The organism is Mycobacterium botniense, from assembly GCF_010723305.1.
GTDB lineage: Bacteria > Actinomycetota > Actinomycetes > Mycobacteriales > Mycobacteriaceae > Mycobacterium > Mycobacterium botniense.
Map to the genome: position 1 here is coordinate 1682930 of NZ_BLKW01000002.1, position 15237 is coordinate 1698166.

The 15237-nt window shown below is 64.0% G+C and carries 17 protein-coding genes; 9 read left to right on the top strand and 8 right to left on the bottom strand.

From position 1 onward, the window contains the following. The first annotated feature begins 85 nt into the window (after positions 1 to 85). The 3 genes from kstR2 to G6N08_RS07835 all read left to right on the top strand — a co-directional run bounded on the left by kstR2 (position 86) and on the right by G6N08_RS07835 (position 2835). The gene (gene kstR2, locus G6N08_RS07825) at positions 86 to 691 is read left to right on the top strand and encodes a TetR family transcriptional regulator KstR2 (protein ID WP_163755835.1); all 606 of its coding nucleotides are present in this window, start codon (positions 86 to 88) and stop codon (positions 689 to 691) included. 3 nt (positions 692 to 694) lie between these two features. Continuing rightward, complete coding sequence (gene fadA6 / locus G6N08_RS07830; protein WP_163755837.1) at positions 695 to 1855, top strand: steroid 3-ketoacyl-CoA thiolase FadA6; 1161 nt, start codon at positions 695 to 697, stop codon at positions 1853 to 1855. Positions 1856 to 1956: 101 nt separating this feature from the next. Further along, positions 1957 to 2835: a type IV toxin-antitoxin system AbiEi family antitoxin gene (locus G6N08_RS07835; RefSeq protein WP_163755839.1), complete on the top strand. Its 879-nt coding sequence runs from the start codon at positions 1957 to 1959 to the stop codon at positions 2833 to 2835. 64 nt (positions 2836 to 2899) lie between these two features. Here G6N08_RS07835 and ipdC read toward each other — a convergent pair whose 3' ends face one another. Genes ipdC through echA20 form a run of 4 tightly spaced genes read right to left on the bottom strand, consistent with a single transcriptional unit; the run spans position 2900 to position 6362 of the window. Next, positions 2900 to 3958 (bottom strand): (3aS,4S,5R,7aS)-5-hydroxy-7a-methyl-1-oxo-octahydro-1H-indene-4-carboxyl-CoA dehydrogenase, encoded by a 1059-nt coding sequence (ipdC, locus tag G6N08_RS07840; protein ID WP_163755841.1) that lies wholly within the window; start codon positions 3956 to 3958, stop codon positions 2900 to 2902. Further along, on the bottom strand, positions 3955 to 4698 hold the full coding sequence (ipdB, locus tag G6N08_RS07845) for a cholesterol ring-cleaving hydrolase subunit IpdB (RefSeq protein ID WP_163755843.1): 744 nt from the start codon (positions 4696 to 4698) through the stop codon (positions 3955 to 3957). Before ipdB ends, ipdC begins: the two co-directional genes overlap by 4 nt. Next, entirely contained in the window at positions 4695 to 5576 is an 882-nt protein-coding gene (gene ipdA / locus G6N08_RS07850) for a cholesterol ring-cleaving hydrolase subunit IpdA (protein WP_163755845.1), read from the bottom strand. The genes ipdB and ipdA overlap by 4 nt, the downstream gene beginning before the upstream one ends. Before the next feature lie 42 nt (positions 5577 to 5618). Further along, on the bottom strand, positions 5619 to 6362 hold the full coding sequence (echA20, locus tag G6N08_RS07855) for a (7aS)-7a-methyl-1,5-dioxo-2,3,5,6,7,7a-hexahydro-1H-indene-carboxyl-CoA hydrolase (protein WP_163755847.1): 744 nt from the start codon (positions 6360 to 6362) through the stop codon (positions 5619 to 5621). Between the two features lie 54 nt (positions 6363 to 6416). Between echA20 and G6N08_RS07860 the strand changes: the two genes are divergently transcribed. The 5 genes from G6N08_RS07860 to G6N08_RS07880 all read left to right on the top strand — a co-directional run bounded on the left by G6N08_RS07860 (position 6417) and on the right by G6N08_RS07880 (position 10227). Continuing rightward, the gene (locus G6N08_RS07860) at positions 6417 to 7196 is read left to right on the top strand and encodes an SDR family oxidoreductase (protein WP_163755849.1); all 780 of its coding nucleotides are present in this window, start codon (positions 6417 to 6419) and stop codon (positions 7194 to 7196) included. Between the two features lie 12 nt (positions 7197 to 7208). Continuing rightward, positions 7209 to 8114, top strand: a complete 906-nt coding sequence (locus G6N08_RS07865; RefSeq protein WP_163755850.1) for an SDR family oxidoreductase — start codon at positions 7209 to 7211, stop codon at positions 8112 to 8114. Positions 8115 to 8473: 359 nt separating this feature from the next. Continuing rightward, positions 8474 to 9091 (top strand): fatty-acid--CoA ligase, encoded by a 618-nt coding sequence (locus G6N08_RS07870; RefSeq protein ID WP_163755853.1) that lies wholly within the window; start codon positions 8474 to 8476, stop codon positions 9089 to 9091. A 12-nt stretch (positions 9092 to 9103) separates the two neighbouring features. After that, positions 9104 to 9352, top strand: coding sequence for a (2Fe-2S)-binding protein (locus tag G6N08_RS07875; protein ID WP_163756846.1), 249 nt, complete (start codon positions 9104 to 9106; stop codon positions 9350 to 9352). A gap of 140 nt (positions 9353 to 9492) precedes the next feature. After that, positions 9493 to 10227 carry a VIT1/CCC1 transporter family protein gene (locus G6N08_RS07880; RefSeq protein WP_163755855.1) on the top strand — a complete coding sequence of 245 codons (735 nt, stop codon included), beginning with the start codon at positions 9493 to 9495 and terminating at the stop codon, positions 10225 to 10227. Between the two features lie 20 nt (positions 10228 to 10247). On the opposite strand, the gene G6N08_RS07885 is transcribed toward G6N08_RS07880, so the two are convergent. The 4 genes from G6N08_RS07885 to G6N08_RS07900 are packed head-to-tail and all read right to left on the bottom strand — an operon-like array spanning position 10248 to position 13813. Further along, entirely contained in the window at positions 10248 to 11732 is a 1485-nt protein-coding gene (locus G6N08_RS07885; protein WP_163755857.1) for a multicopper oxidase family protein, read from the bottom strand. 59 nt (positions 11733 to 11791) lie between these two features. Continuing rightward, on the bottom strand, positions 11792 to 12250 hold the full coding sequence (locus G6N08_RS07890; RefSeq protein ID WP_163755859.1) for a nitroreductase family deazaflavin-dependent oxidoreductase: 459 nt from the start codon (positions 12248 to 12250) through the stop codon (positions 11792 to 11794). 10 nt (positions 12251 to 12260) lie between these two features. Beyond that, positions 12261 to 12653, bottom strand: coding sequence for a DUF8021 domain-containing protein (locus G6N08_RS07895; protein WP_163755861.1), 393 nt, complete (start codon positions 12651 to 12653; stop codon positions 12261 to 12263). Then, the gene (locus G6N08_RS07900; protein ID WP_163755863.1) at positions 12653 to 13813 is read right to left on the bottom strand and encodes a steroid 3-ketoacyl-CoA thiolase; all 1161 of its coding nucleotides are present in this window, start codon (positions 13811 to 13813) and stop codon (positions 12653 to 12655) included. Before G6N08_RS07900 ends, G6N08_RS07895 begins: the two co-directional genes overlap by 1 nt. A gap of 118 nt (positions 13814 to 13931) precedes the next feature. On the opposite strand from G6N08_RS07900, the gene G6N08_RS07905 reads away from it, so the two are divergent. Further along, entirely contained in the window at positions 13932 to 15209 is a 1278-nt protein-coding gene (locus G6N08_RS07905; protein WP_163755865.1) for a cytochrome P450, read from the top strand. The last annotated feature ends 28 nt before the right edge of the window (positions 15210 to 15237 follow it).

Here is a 15237-nt window from a genome sequence, read left to right on the forward strand (position 1 = left end):
TTTTGCCGTTTTCGCCGTCGTCGGTGCCGCCGGGCTGCTGGATACTACGATAGCCAAGCAATCGCTTGGTTGGTACTCTTGCTCTGTGGACCGCGACCCCAGCGCCTCAAATAGTCGACGAGATGAGTTGCTGGAGCTTGCTGCGGCCATGTTCGCCGAGCGCGGTTTGCGCGCCACCACGGTGCGTGACATTGCCGACGGGGCAGGCATTTTGTCGGGTAGTCTTTACCATCATTTCTCCTCGAAAGAGGAGATGGTTGACGAAGTGCTGCGCGGCTTCTTGGAATGGCTTTTCGCCCGCTACCGCGAAATCGTGGACAACGAACCTAACCCGCTGGAACGGTTCAAAGGTTTGTTCATGGCGTCGTTCGAGGCGATCGAGCAGTGGCACGCCCAAGTCGTCATCTACCAAGACGAGGCCAAGCGGCTGTCGTCGCAGCCCCGCTTCTCCTATATCGAAGACCTCAACAAGCAGCAACGCAGAATGTGGATCGACGTGTTGCGTCAGGGCATGCAGGAGGGCTATTTCCGCGCCGATCTTGACGTCGACCTCGTCTACCGATTTATCCGCGACACAACCTGGGTGTCGGTGCGTTGGTACAAACCCGGAGGACCGCTTACCGCACAGCAGGTGGGCCGGCAGTACCTCGCCATCGTTCTCGGCGGAATCACCTCAACTCGAAGGAGATAGATCATGCCTGAGGCGTACATCATCGACGCGGTGCGCACTCCGGTCGGCAAGCGCAACGGCTCGCTGGCCCACGTGCATCCGATCGATCTTGGCGTCCATGTGTTCCGGGGGCTGTTTGACCGGGTCGACGTCGACCCGGCAGCCGTCGACGACGTGATCGTCGGCTGCGTGGATGCCATAGGTGGGCAAGCCGGCAACATCGGCCGCCTGGCCTGGCTGGCGGCTGGGTACCCCGAGGAGGTGCCAGGCGTCACCGTCGACCGGCAGTGTGGTTCCAGTCAGCAAGCGATTTCGTTTGGCGCACAAGCAATCATGTCCGGAACCGCGGACATGATCTTGGCTGGCGGCGTCCAGAACATGAGCCAGATCCCCATTGCGTCGGCGATGGAGGTTGGCAAGCAATTCGGTTTCACCTCGCCAACCAACGAGTCGAAGAACTGGCTGCATCGCTATGGCGACCAAGAGATCTCACAATTCCGCGGGGCCGAGTTGATCGCAGAGCGGTGGAACATCTCCCGCGACGAGATGGAGCGGTACGCGCTCTCCAGCCACCAGCGTGCGCTGGCGGCGATTCGCGCCGGGCATTTTGACAACGAGATCATCGGTGTTTCGGTCGACGGGGCCGACTTCCGCATTGACGAGGGACCTCGGGAGACCTCCCTGGAGAAAATGGCCACGCTGCCGACGCTACGTGAGGGCGGCCGATTGACCGCCGCGCTGGCCAGCCAGATCTCCGACGGTGCCAGCGCAGTGCTGCTGGCCTCCGAACAGGCTGTTAAAGACCACAGGCTCACCCCGCGGGCACGGGTTCACCACATCAGCGCGCGCGGCGCCGACCCGGTGTTCATGCTGACCGGACCGATCCCGGCCACCCGCTACGCCTTGGAAAAGACCGGGCTGTCGATCGATGACATTGACGTGGTCGAGATCAATGAGGCGTTCGCCCCGGTGGTGCTGGCGTGGCTCAAGGAAATCAAGGCCGACCCGGAAAAGGTCAACCCGAACGGCGGCGCGATCGCTCTCGGTCACCCGCTGGGCGCCACCGGGGCTAAGTTGTTCGCTACTATGCTCAATCAACTCGAGCGCATCGGTGGGCGCTACGGGCTGCAGACGATGTGCGAGGGCGGCGGCACGGCCAACGTCACCATCATCGAGCGGCTGTAAGCTTTTGCGCCGAGTGTGATCAGCACGACACCTTCACGGCGTGTCGCGTCGCCTGGTTCACGCTCGTAGCGGTGTCGGTGCCAGCTGGCAGCATGACCGCCATGACAGAACCGAACTGGCCGTTCCTCGGCTCTGAAGTTCTGGCGGCCAGGGCTCTCCCCGAACGGGCGATGCGTTCGCTCTACGAGCGGGCCTACCCGGGCGTCTATGTCCCCGCCGGTGTCGAACTGACAGCCGGGCAACGCGCGGAAGCGGCATGGCTGTGGTCGCGGCGGCGAGCGGTGGTCGCCGGAAACTCGGCGGCGGCCTTACTGGGTGCGAAGTGGGTAAGCCCTGCACTTGATGCCGAGCTGATTTATGGGAATCGCCGCCCGCCGGTCGGCATTACAGTGCACAGCGAGACCCTGCTCCCCGGCGAAATCGTCAAAGTCGACGGTATCGCGGTGACGAGCTCCGCCAGGACTGCATTCGACATCGGGCGGCGAACAGTTTCGCGGCTGCTGGCAGTCCAGCGGCTGGATGCGTTGACCAATGCCACTGATGTGAAGGTCAACGAAATCGAGGCTGTCATGGCCGGACATCGCGGGTCACGTGGTCTGGCTCGGCTCCGGCGGATCCTGCCGCTCATCGACGGCGGAGCTGAATCCCCCCCGGAGACGCGAACCCGGCTGGTGCTGATCGACGCAGGCCTGCCTCCGCCGCGCACGCAGATCCCGATCTATGACGAATATGGCGATTTCGTCGCACGCCTCGACATGGGTTATGAGGAACTGCGTGTGGGCATCGAGTACGACGGAATCCAGCACTGGATGGACCGCAAGCAGCGAGACCGTGACATCGACCGGCATTCCGCATTGCTCGATCTCGGCTGGACGATCATCAGAGTGAGTAGCGAACTACTTCGCCACCGGCGGGGTACGTTCATTGGGAGGGTCGTCGCCGCGATGCAGGCGGCGGGATGGTGTGCTGACGGCCGATAGTGAACTGCACGACGCACACGCCGCGTGTCGCGTCGTGGAGTTCACTATCGGCCACCGGTCGCAGTCAGACCACCAGCGCATACGCTGTTTGCAAATGCTTGATCGCGTCACGCACGATCGTCTCGATGAGCTCTGCACAGGACGGCAGGTCGTCGAGGATGCCGGCCACCTGGCCGGAAGCCAGCACCCCGGCCTCCGTGTTACCTTCCACCAAACCGGCTTTCAATAGCATCGGGGTGTTTGCGGCCATCAGCACCTGTGACCAGGTCATCTCCTTACCGTGGCGCATCGCCAGGCCGTCGCGGATCATCGAGCGCCACGTCATGCCCGATATCTTCTTGAACTGAGCGGCATTACGCACAGCTGCAACGAAACCTCGGACCCGCGAGCCGCTTTCCAGTTTCTCGACCAGCTCGGTACGCAGCACCCGGTGCGGCATGCCGTCGACACGGGTGGTGACGACGGTGCCGTCCAGGCCCGCTTGCAGATAGCGGCGTTTGACCGCGTCGGGCACCGTGGAGTCGGAAGTCAACAAAAACCGGGTTCCCATCGCCACTCCGGCCGCCCCGTAGCTCAGCGCCGCTGCGAGCCCGCGGCCGTCGAAGAAGCCGCCGGCGGCGATCACCGGGATATCCACCGCGTCGAGCACCGATGGCAACAGCAACGTCGTTGCCACCGATCCGGTGTGCCCCCCGCCTTCACCCCCTTGCACGATCACCGCATCGGCACCCCAGGATGCCACTTTGCGGGCGTGTTTGGCTGCCCCGACCGAGGGGATCACCACGACGCCGGCTTCTTTCAAACGCTTGATCAGCTCCTGTTTGGGCGCCAGCGCAAACGACGCCACCCTCACGCCTTCCCGGATCATCAGCTCCACCCGCTGTCCGGCGTCGGCGGCATCGGCGCGAATGTTGACCCCGAACGGCTTATCGGTAGCGGCCTTGACTTTGCCGATGGCCGTCGCTAACTCGTTGAGCGTCATGGTGGCCGAAGCCAAGATTCCCAGCCCGCCCGCGTTAGCGGTGGCCGACACCAGCCGAGCACCGGCCACCCACCCCATTCCGGTTTGCACCACCGGGTGTTCGACGCCCACGAGATCGGTGAGTGGAGTGCGTAGTCTCATACCCGGACCTCTGTGTCGCGCAGCGACTTCGGGTCGATGACATCGCGGATTAGCCGCAGCTCCTCGTCAAAGGGCTGCCTGGTCTCGCCTGCCTCGTCCAGTCCATAGATCTCGAATGACGTAGCTTGCCGGACGTCCTCGGGTGAGACACCGGGATGCAGGCTCAGCGCCCGCATGATATGTCCCGGCCCGCCGAAGTCGAAAACCCCGAGATTGGAGACCACCCGGTAAATGTTGACGAACCGGAAGGCCGGATTGTCTGGGTCGATTTTGTCGTAGCCGATACCGGAGACGACATCGACGGTGTCACAAAACACCCGTTTGGAGTGATTGCCGACCCAATAGCTGGTGGCGTGATTGATTGTGTTGCCGGGCGCCCCGCGCACGCCGAACATCTGGCGGGTCGGGTGCTGCAGCGGTCCTAACGCCGAGATGTTTTGGTTGCCGTAGCGGTCAATCTGGTTGGCGCCCATCACTACATGGCGTCTGCCCCACGCCAGCGTCTCGAACACCCGGCCGAACGGCATCCAGCCCTCGATGGCCCCGGAGGAGCCAAGTGCTGGCGTGTCCGCCAGCAGCTGCGCCTCTCCGTCGGTCAGCAGCAGCTCGGGGGCGAATGTCAGCCGGGCCAGCCGCGCGCCGATCAGGGCCACGGTCGTCATCGGGCTGACCAGGATTTCCCCGCTGTCGCGGAACAGCTCGGCGCAGGCCACCACGCACACTTCGGCCCGCGTGCTCACGACGACACCCCCCCGAACTCGCGCACGGCTGCCTGATACTCGGCTTCAGTGCCGGACAAATAGGTCGCGACAAATTCTCGCCAGCTCTCCTCGGACTGCGCGGCGTGCACATAGTGCCGCTGGAACTTCTCGTCGCGCCCGTAATCGGGTGCAGCCGTAGTGAAGTGGGCGCCACCAGGAGCTTCCACCACCGCGTCGACCATCATCCGGTTCACCAGCAGGGCCTGCGGGGGCACCGCCTTGACCAGCTCTTCGGTTGTCACCATGCGCTCCACCGACAGATAGCGTCTGTCGGCGGCCATCAGGTACAGGTCGTCGAAATAGGGGTCGACACCGGTGTAGGCAGCGTTGCCTTGGGCATCACCGAGGTTCATATGGACGAACGCGGCGTCCAGGCGCAGCGCGGGCATCGCGATCAACGTCTCATGCCCGCCGCCCGGCGCCGGATATGGGGAGCGGACCGTGGCGAGCTCACCCTGCCAGAAGTCGAGGACCGAACTGCCCAGTCCGGCGCGGATCGGCAAGAACGGCAACCGCTGGGCGGCGGCCTGCAGTCCGCAGCGCAGCATGCCTTCGTCCATCTCCCGGGCCTCGATCACACCGCTGGTGCGGGCCTGCGCGAACCAGGGATCGTAGAACGGCGGTGAATCCAGCGAGACGAAGCCGTAGTAGACGCGGCGCACCTTGCCGGCCGAGCACAACAGCCCGATATCCGGTCCACCGTAAGTCACGACGGTCAGATCGGTGACATCCGAACGCAGGATGGCGCGCACGAACGCCATGGGTTTACGCCGCGACCCCCAGCCGCCGATCCCGATGGTCATACCGCTGCGCAGCTGCCCCACAGCCTCATCGAGGGTGGTTCGCTTGTCCGGCATTACCCGCTGCTCCTCCACATCGCATCGCTTTCGCGCCGGCGGCTACGACTTCTTGACGAATGCATCGCGGTGCTCGTCAGCCACGCCGGCGAGGTTGAGTTCAAACGTAAAGCCTTGCTCCATACGGTAACTGGAGTTGACCCGTTGCACGTCGATGAAATTCAGCGCTTCCTTGGCCGCGCGGATGACCCGGGTGTCCTTGGTGGCGATATCGCGGGCCACCCGTAAGGCGGCCTCGTCGAGTTCATTGCGGGGCACCACCTCGTGCACCGAGCCGAAGTGGTGCAACGTTGCGGCGTCGACGGTGGCCGCGGTGAAGAACAGCCGGCGCATCATGTGCTGGGGCACCAGCCGCGACAGGTGGGTTGCCGCGCCCAGCGCACCCCGTTCCACCTCCGGCAACCCGAAGGTGGCGTCGTCGGAGGCCACGATCACATCGGAGTTGCCGACCAGCCCGATACCCCCGCCTAGACAGAACCCGTTAACCGCCGCGATGACCGGAACCGCGCACTCGTAGACCGCGCGGAACGCGGCGAAACAGCCGCGGTTGGCGTCGATTAGTGCGGTGAAACCGTCGCTGCGCTGCATCTCTTTGATGTCCACCCCGGCGTTGAAACCCCGTCCCTCGGCCCGCAGCACCACCACATGGGTGTCGGGCGTGTCGCCCGCTGCCGTGATGGCGTCCGCGAGCTCGAACCAGCCTCGCGACGGCACGGCGTTGACTGGTGGGTAATCGACGGTCACGGCGACTATGCCCGGTTCGACGGTGGTAGACGTGATCGGCATCGCACTCCCCAGGGTCGACTACCTAAGCAAGCATTTGCTTGGTACGCTAGCACAGTGACCCGTCCTGAACGAGCCGCAACCGTCAACTTGGGGCTGGCAGGACGGGTAGTGCTGGTCACCGGGGGTGTCCGGGGGGTGGGCGCGGGCATCAGCGCGGTGTTCGCCGAACAGGGCGCGACTGTCATCACCTGTGCGCGCCGAGCGGTGCACGGCCTGCCGTATGAGTTTCACGTCTGCGATGTGCGCGATGAGGACGCCGTCACCCGGCTGGTGGACGTGATCGGCGAACGGCACGGCCGCCTCGACGTGCTGGTCAACAACGCTGGCGGGTCTCCGTACGCGCTGGCCGCCGAGGCGACACCCACCTTTCATCGCAAGATCATCGAGCTCAACCTTATTGCACCACTTTTAGTTTCGCAGCGAGCTAATGTGCTGATGCAGCGGCAGCCGGGTGGCGGATCGATTGTCAACGTCTCGTCGGTCAGCGGGCGCCGTCCCTCACCCGGAACCGCGGCATACGGCGCCGCGAAGGCCGGTCTCGAAAACCTCACTGCCACATTGGCAGTCGAGTGGGCACCTAAGGTGCGGGTGAACGCTGTGATCGGCGGAATGGTCGAGACTGAGCAGTCGGAGTTGTTTTACGGCGACGCCGACTCGATCGCCAGAGTCGCCGCCACGGTGCCGTTGGGCCGGCTTGCGCAGCCTGCTGACATCGGTTGGGCAGCAGCATTTCTGGCATCCGATCTGGCGTCGTACATCAGTGGTGCAAGCGTGGCGGTGCACGGTGGGGGCGAACCGCCGCCATACCTGGCGGCATCGAGTGCCAACAAGTAAGGAGCGATGGGAATGGGGTTGGTTGACGACCGGGTGGTCATCGTCACCGGAGCGGGCCGCGGCATCGGCCGGGCGCACGCGCTGGCGTTCGCCGCCGAAGGGGCGCGCGTGGTGGTCAACGACATCGGTGTTGCGCTGGACGGGACCGGTGGCGGTGAGCGCAGTCCGGCGCAGGCGGTTGTCGAGGAGATCAGAGCCGCGGGCGGAGAAGCCGTCGCCAACGGGGACGATGTCGCCGACTGGGACGGTGCGCAGAACTTGATCCACACCGCGGTCGACACCTTCGGCCGGCTGGACGTGCTGGTGAACAACGCCGGTTTCATCCGCGACCGGATGCTGGCCAATACCAGCGAAGACGAGTGGGACGCCGTCATCCGGGTGCATCTGAAGGGACACTTCGCGCCGCTGCGGCATGCCGCGGCCTACTGGCGCGGCTTGGTCAAAGCCGGTGAGGCGGTAGACGCCCGGATCATCAACACCAGTTCGGCGGCGGGTCTGCAGGGCAGCGTCGGGCAGGGCAATTATTCGGCAGCCAAGGCCGGCATCGCCGCACTGACTTTGGTGGCCGCCGCTGAATTGGGCCGCTATGGGGTCACGGTGAACGCCATCGCCCCGGCGGCGCGGACGCGTATGACTGAGAAGGTTTTCGCCGAGACCATGGCCAAGCCCGACGGGGGATTCGACGCCATGGCTCCGGAAAACGTTTCGCCGCTCGTGGTTTGGCTGGGAAGCACCGAATCCGGTGACGTGACAGGCAAAGTATTCGAGGTCGAGGGCGGGCTGATCCGGGTCGCCGAGGGCTGGGCCCATGGGCCGCAGGTTGACAAGGGTGCGCGCTGGGATCCCGCCGAACTGGGTGCGGTAGTTCGCGACTTGCTGGCTAAGGCGCGCCCACCGGTTCCGGTGTACGGGATGTGAGATTCGCAGGCCGCGCCAGATTCGCCAAGGTCCTCCAAAACGGCAAGTGGCCTCATCGGAGGCAGGATCTCATCGGTGCCAGTCACTTGCTGCGGGCCGAATTCTTTAGCGGTGGGTTTGCGGTCACCGTTCGCCCGAATGTCCCTGTTTTCCGGAGTTCGCCCACGGGTGAGCAGAAGCTCATGTCGTCGGCGGCCGGGCAAACACAGCCGGCGTAGTGAGCCTCACCCAGGTCTGTCGGCCAGGTTAGCTTAGACTGTGCTAAGTCATATGGGGTTAGACTTCGCTCTGTGCGACGTGTCCAGCCCCGCGGTGATTCGGAGAGGTCCGGCACGGGAAACACCGATCAGCGAGCTGACTTGCGCTCCCTTGTCTTGGCCGCGTCCTATCGCGTACCGGATGTCGAGCGGGTCTGGTCGTTGATCGGGGAAGGACGCTCACCGTTGGTCGGCCTCGGAGCGCGTTTCGTAGTCCTCTACACGTCGATCAACGAGCCAGGCCGGGTACTGGTGACAATCGGTATCCGACATCGCACGTCGGTCCGGGAACTGTTGCGCTCGCCCGAGGTGTTCGAATGGTTCGACCTCATCGGGGTCGACGATATACCGGCGATATTCGCCGGTGAGGTGTTGCAGAAGATCAACCTGGTGTCTCCTGAGGCGGAGACCGTCCCTCCCGGGGTGATTATCGGTGCGATCTCGGCTGTCGGTGACGTCCCTGAACTGATGACGAAGGTGTACGACGGCCTCGACCGATTCCGGGACGCCGGGGTGCGCAAGGTCTGGATCTATCAGGCCTTCGACGACCAGCAGGAAGTGATGACACTGATGGAGCTCGACAGCGTGTTCAGCGCGCAGCGGTGGATCGACCAGCCCGATGAGGCCGCGGAATGGATGGCGGGAGCCGGGATGGGGGTGTATCCGGGCCTTTTCGTTGGACAGTTGGCCCATATCATGCGCGCCGAGGCGATTCGGTGAGGGGATGTGCTGATGTTCGTGTGTCTGTGTGTCGGGGTCACCAGCCAGACTGTCGCCGAGGCCGTCGCCGCCGGTGCGTCCACGTCCAAACAGGTTGCTGCGATCTGCGGTGCAGGTAGCGAGTGCGGACGTTGCCGGCGCACCGTACGGGCCATTATCGCAGCCGCGTCGAACCCGACTTCGACCCGCCCAGCGAGTCAAAGCATCCGGATCAGCACATCACCGACCCGATTGGTTGATTGGCCCGCGTCCCGGTATTAGCCTGCGCGTCAGCGGCTCTGCAAGATTTACCCGCGGGGTGAAACGATATCTCACCGGGTGGTGAAAGCTAAACCTGTGCAGTTGCTTCGACATTCCTCAGCGATCGTGCGGTCGAGAGCCGGGTGAGATTAGATAGCGGCATGGCCCAGCCAGCTACTCGTCCGCCGTCGTCACCAGAACAGCTGCCGCACGACTTCGATCACGTCCACTCCGATGTCAGCGGTGGCTGGTTGCGCGCAGCCACGTTTGGTGCCATGGATGGTCTGGTCAGCAATACCGCCCTGATTGCCGGTGTCGCCGCAAGTGCCAGCGCTGATGTCATCGTCGTCAGCGGGTTCGCCGGTCTGCTGGCCGGGGCGTTCTCAATGGCACTAGGCGAATACACGTCGGTGACTACGGCCAATGAGCAGATCGACGCGGAAGTCGCCGTCGAGCGTCGCGCCTTTTCGGTTCATCCTGACGCCGAACGCGCCGAGCTCGTCGATATGCTCGTGCAGCTCGGCATGACCAAGCAGACCGCGCAGCGCGCCAGCGACGAAATTCACCGGAACGAAGATAGCGCGGTCAACTTCCATTTGGCGCTGGAGATCGGGGTCGATCCGCGGGAGAAACCCTCAGCCCGGTTGGCCGCGATCTCCTCGTTTGTGATGTTTGCCATCGGCGCGGTCATCCCGCTGATTCCCTACCTCCTCGGTTATGACTGTCTATGGGCGGGGCTGGTGTGTGCCGCCGTCGGCCAGGTGACCGCAGGTGCTCTGGCAGCCCGGTTCACAGGCAAATCGGCGTGGTGGGCCGCGCTGCGGCAGTTGACTTTTGGCGCTGTCGCCGTCGCCGCCACATACCACACCGGTTGGCTGGTCGCTAACCTGCTCTGACAGCTCTGCTGAGCGCAGGTTCAGGTGCAGTTGATCAATGCCATGAAACCAAAGTCCATATGTGATTGCTTATGGCAGTGAAACAGGGACAGGCCCGGCTGGTTGGCGGTGAAGTCGATGGCCAGTGCCTGGTAGGCGCCGAGCATGACGACATCTTTACGGACTCCGGATGTGGGGGTGCCGGCGATGTGGGTGATCTCGAAGGTCGTTCGGTGCAGATGGATTGGGTGGTTGTTCTCGGTGGCGTTGCTCACGCGCAGGCGGTAGCGCTTGCCGCGCTCGACCTCGAATCGTGGTTGGCCGGTCTTCGCAGAGAAGCTCTGGCCGTTGATCGTCCACACGTTGAAGCCTTTGTCGGCGTCTGTTTTGCGTTCGATCATCATGTCGAACACGTGGTCAGGCGGGGGCGGGTTGCCGTCCGGCGCGCCGAACACCCGGTAGTCCCAGATAAACGGCGGCGGCGGAATCCATTGCGGCGGACCGGTCTGGCCGGCGTATTCGACAACGACACCCATGCCGCGGCGCTGGGCGTCCTCGTTGATGTCGCCGAGCACCCACACGCCCGGGGTGTTCATCTCGACCAGGGCCGAGATGCGTTCGGCGGCACTAAGCCACAGCACCGGAACACGGGCGGGTGTGGGCACCGGGTTGCCGTCGAGCGCGACGACGGTGAAGGTGTGCCCAGGCAGCGCAAGGCCCCGGGTCTGGGTCGCGCTGGCGTTGAGCAGCTGCAGCAACACCCGCTCACCCGGCTTGACCCGGATGGGGTCACCGTGGCCGAGCTCGCGGCCGTTGATCGCCAGGGTGGTGTACTCGAGGTCGAAGCCCGGCGGCAGACCGCGCGCTCGCGCCTGGGCGATGGCGGCCTCACCGCGGGCGCGCAGTTGCGGAATCGGGGCGCCGGCCAGGTAGGGGGTCCCCATGTCGCCGGAGCGGTCCAGGAAGGGTTCGAACTCCTTGAGGGTTAAGAAAACCTCGCGGTCATAGCGCCCCGGGTTGTGTTTCGGTTCGATGTAGACGGGTCCGGCCTGGCCGTTGTAGGTTCCCAGGCTCAGATCGTCGCCTGCGACCAGATGGGTGTGGTAGTAGCGTAAGCCGGGCGGGCCCGGCACAAACGCCACCCGCCGCATGCCGTGCGCGGGTATATAGGGGGTGCCTTCCTCGGCTGCGCCGTCAACATCGGCAGGCAGCGTTTGGCCATGCCAGTGCAGCTGTTCTGGGGTGTCGGTGTCGTTGTAGATGTCGACCACCACAGGCTTACCCTCGGTGAACCGCAGCAGCGGGCCGGGGAACTGATCGTTATAGAGGCGGGTCGATACCACTCGATCTGGGGCCAGCTCCACCAACCCGGTGCCGATACGCACCGTGTAATCCGCCTTGCCACCGGGGGGTTGCGCCGGCGGCGTGCGCTGACACGAGGTGCTGGTGGTGATGCCGGCGATAGCGGCTCCCCCGACCACTGCCGCACCGCCAAGCTTAAGGAACTCCCGCCGTGCGACCTTCATGGCCGGCGCGTACCTCCCGGATGTGGGCCCAGATCACAGTATCGGGAGAGCACTCTAAACTACGGCTCGCAAACGACGATGGGGATCCTCCGATCGGTCCAAGACTGGTAGTCCTGGTAGCTCGGGTACATTTCGACCAACCGCGGCCAGTACTTCGCTCGCTCTTCCTCGGTGGCGTCGCGCGCGGTCAGGTCGAGCAGCTCTTTTTTGATCTGCACCTGAACCTTGGGATTGGCCTTGAGGTTGAGGTACCACATGGGGTTCTTATCGGCGCCGCCCTTCGACGCCGCCACGATGACCCGCTCCCCGTCGCGCAGAAAATACAAGGGGCTAACGCGCGGTTTTCCGGTTTTGCGGCCGGTGGTGGTCAGCAAGGCGACCGGAATCTTCTGGAATGTGCCACCCAGACCTTCTCCGCCGCCGCGGCGGTACATGAAGGTGTTGATCCGCGACATCCACTTGATGATGAAGTCGGTCAGCGGTGAGTTCAGAAATCGCGGCGGTGATTTCGCTGGCATGCCGGTGATCCTAGGGTCGGTGAATAAACGGACGGAACCGAACTTTGATGTGGTGGATCTGGGCGTCTCCGGCCGGGCTCTCGGCCGGGATCACAAAGGTCTCGTCCACCTGCGCCGCGATCCGCCGTCTTCTCACCGACGGCTTGGTCATCACGTGGTATTTCGCGCGCACTTCGTCGCCACAGAGCGTGAATGTCGGCGCGGTGGTCGCCGCGATGATCCGATATTGCGGGCCGCGATTCAGGCTGCGCCGCAGGTGATTTCCGGAGAACCCGGTCATGAAGCCCAGCTCGATGCGGGTGCAGCCCCACGCGAAGGGAACCGCGTCACCGTTATGGGTGACCAGCGCGTCGATGTACGACTGTGCCGCCGCGATGCGGTCGGCGTCGCAAACCCGGGCCACTAGATCCGCTCGATGATGGTGCCCGTCGACAAGGCGCCACCGGCGCACATGGTGATCAACGCGGTGCTCTTGTCGCTGCGCTCCAGCTCGTGCAGCGCGGTGGTAAAAAGCCGGCTTCCGGTGCAGCCTACCGGATGTCCCAGTGCGATCGCACCACCGTTGACGTTGACGCGGGTCATATCTGGGTTGTGGACCCGCGCCCACGACAGCACCACCGACGCGAACGCCTCGTTGATCTCCACCAGATCGATGTCGCCCATCTTCATCCCGGCCTTTTGCAGCACTTTCGCGGAGGCCTGCACCGGACCGTCGAGGTGGTAGTAGGGCTCCGCGCCCACGAGAGCCTGGCTGATGATCCGGGCCCGTGGCCGCAGTCCCAACGCCCGCGCTTTGTCTGCGTCCATCCACAGCACCGCTGCCGCCCCGTCGGAGATCTGCGACGATGTACCCGCGGTGTGAATACCGCCCTCCAGCACTGGTTTCAGTTGACTCAACCCTTCCAGAGTGGTATCGCGCAGACCCTGGTCCCGGGTGACGGTCTGCCGCTCACCGGTGGGCTGATGCTGCTCGTCAAGCACCGGCGCCTCGATCGGGCTGACCTCTCGATCGAAGCGGCCTTCCTCCCAGGCTCGCTTGGCCTTTTGCTGGGACTCCAGGCCGAACTCGTCGACGTCCTGCCGGGTTATGCCGCGCCGCTTGGCGATGCGCTCGGCGGCCTCGAATTGGTTGGGCATGTCGATATCCCACGACTCTGCCCGCCAGTTACGCTCCGGGCCGGCGTTGGCGCCCAGACCCACCCGGCTCATCGCCTCGATGCCGCAGGCGATTCCAATGTCGATGGCATCGATAGCGATGAGTCCGGCGACCAGGTGGTTGGCTTGCTGGCCACTGCCGCACTGGCAGTCGACGGTGGTGGCGCCGACGTGCTCGGGCAGGCCTACGGTGAGCCAGGCTGTGCGGGTGATGTTGTTGGACTGCTCGGCGTACTGGGTCACACAGCCGCCGACGACCTGCTCCACCTCGCCGGCATCGATGCCGGCCTTGGCAATCAGCGCCTTTTGCACCGCACCCAGCAACTCGGTCGCATGCAGGCCGGAGAGCCATCCGTTGCGTTTGCCGATCGGGCTGCGAGTGGCTTCGACGATTACCGGGGTACCCATGTGGTCAGGCTAGAACACGTTTCATTAGTCTGACAAGCGACGATGCGTTGGCGCCTTTTGTCTGCGGTAAACGCATGTTTTACTGGCACTAGAACACGTTGTATTGAGGAGTGCACCGATGGCTGTGCCCGCGAAGGGCCCCGTTGCGGGGCCTAGTCTGCCACCCGGGTTCGACTTCACCGATCCTGACATCTACGTCGAACGGTTACCCGTCGACGAGTTTGCCGAGGTGCGCAAGGCGGCGCCGATCTGCTGGATAGAGCAACCCCCTGGCAAGGGCGGGGGCTTCCATGACGGCGGCTACTGGGCGATCACCAAGCACAAAGACGTCAAAGAGGTGTCGCTGCGCAGCGACATCTTCTCCAGTTACGAGAACTGCGTGATTCCGCGCTTCAAAAACGACATCGCGCGCGACGACATCGACGTGCAGCGCTTCGTCATGCTCAACATGGACGCACCGCATCACACCCGACTGCGCAAAATCATTTCCCGCGGGTTCACTCCGCGGGCGATCGGCCGCCTGCGTGACGAACTCAATGAGCGGGCTCAGAACATCGCCAAGGCGGCGGCGGCCAAGGGTTCCGGCGACTTCGTCGAACAGGTGTCCTGTGAGCTGCCGTTGCAGGCGATCGCGGGTCTGCTGGGAGTGCCGCAGCAGGACCGGGACAAGTTGTTCCGATGGTCTAACGAGATGACCGGTAACGAAGATCCCGAGTATGCCCACATCGACCCGAAGATGTCGTCGGCCGAATTGATCGCCTACGCGATGCAGATGGCCGAGGAACGGGCAAAGAACCCCGGCGATGACATTGTCACCCAACTGATTCAGGCTGATATCGATGGGGAGAAGCTTTCCGACGACGAGTTCGGTTTCTTCGTGGTGATGCTCGCGGTGGCCGGTAATGAGACCACCCGCAACTCCATCACCCAGGGCATGATGGCCTTCACCGAGTTCCCCGACCAGTGGGAGCTGTTCAAACGGGAACGCCCGGTGACCGCCGCCGATGAGATCGTCCGATGGGCCACCCCGGTCACGTGTTTCCAGCGCACCGCGCTGCAGGATTATGAACTGTCCGGGGTGCAGATCAAAAAGGGGCAGCGGGTGGTGATGTTCTACCGCTCGGCCAACTTCGACGAGGACGTGTTCGAGGATCCCTACCGCTTCAACATCCTGCGCAACCCCAACCCGCATGTGGGATTCGGCGGCACCGGAGCGCATTACTGCATCGGCGCCAACCTGGCCCGGATGACGATCGAGCTGATGTTCAATGCGATCGCCGATCACATGCCCGATCTGACGCCGATCTCCACACCGCAACGATTGCGCTCGGGCTGGCTGAACGGCATCAAACACTGGCAGGTCGACTACATTGGCCAGTGCCCGGTGGCTCACTAGGCTGTACGACCCGCGATCGAGTCAGGAG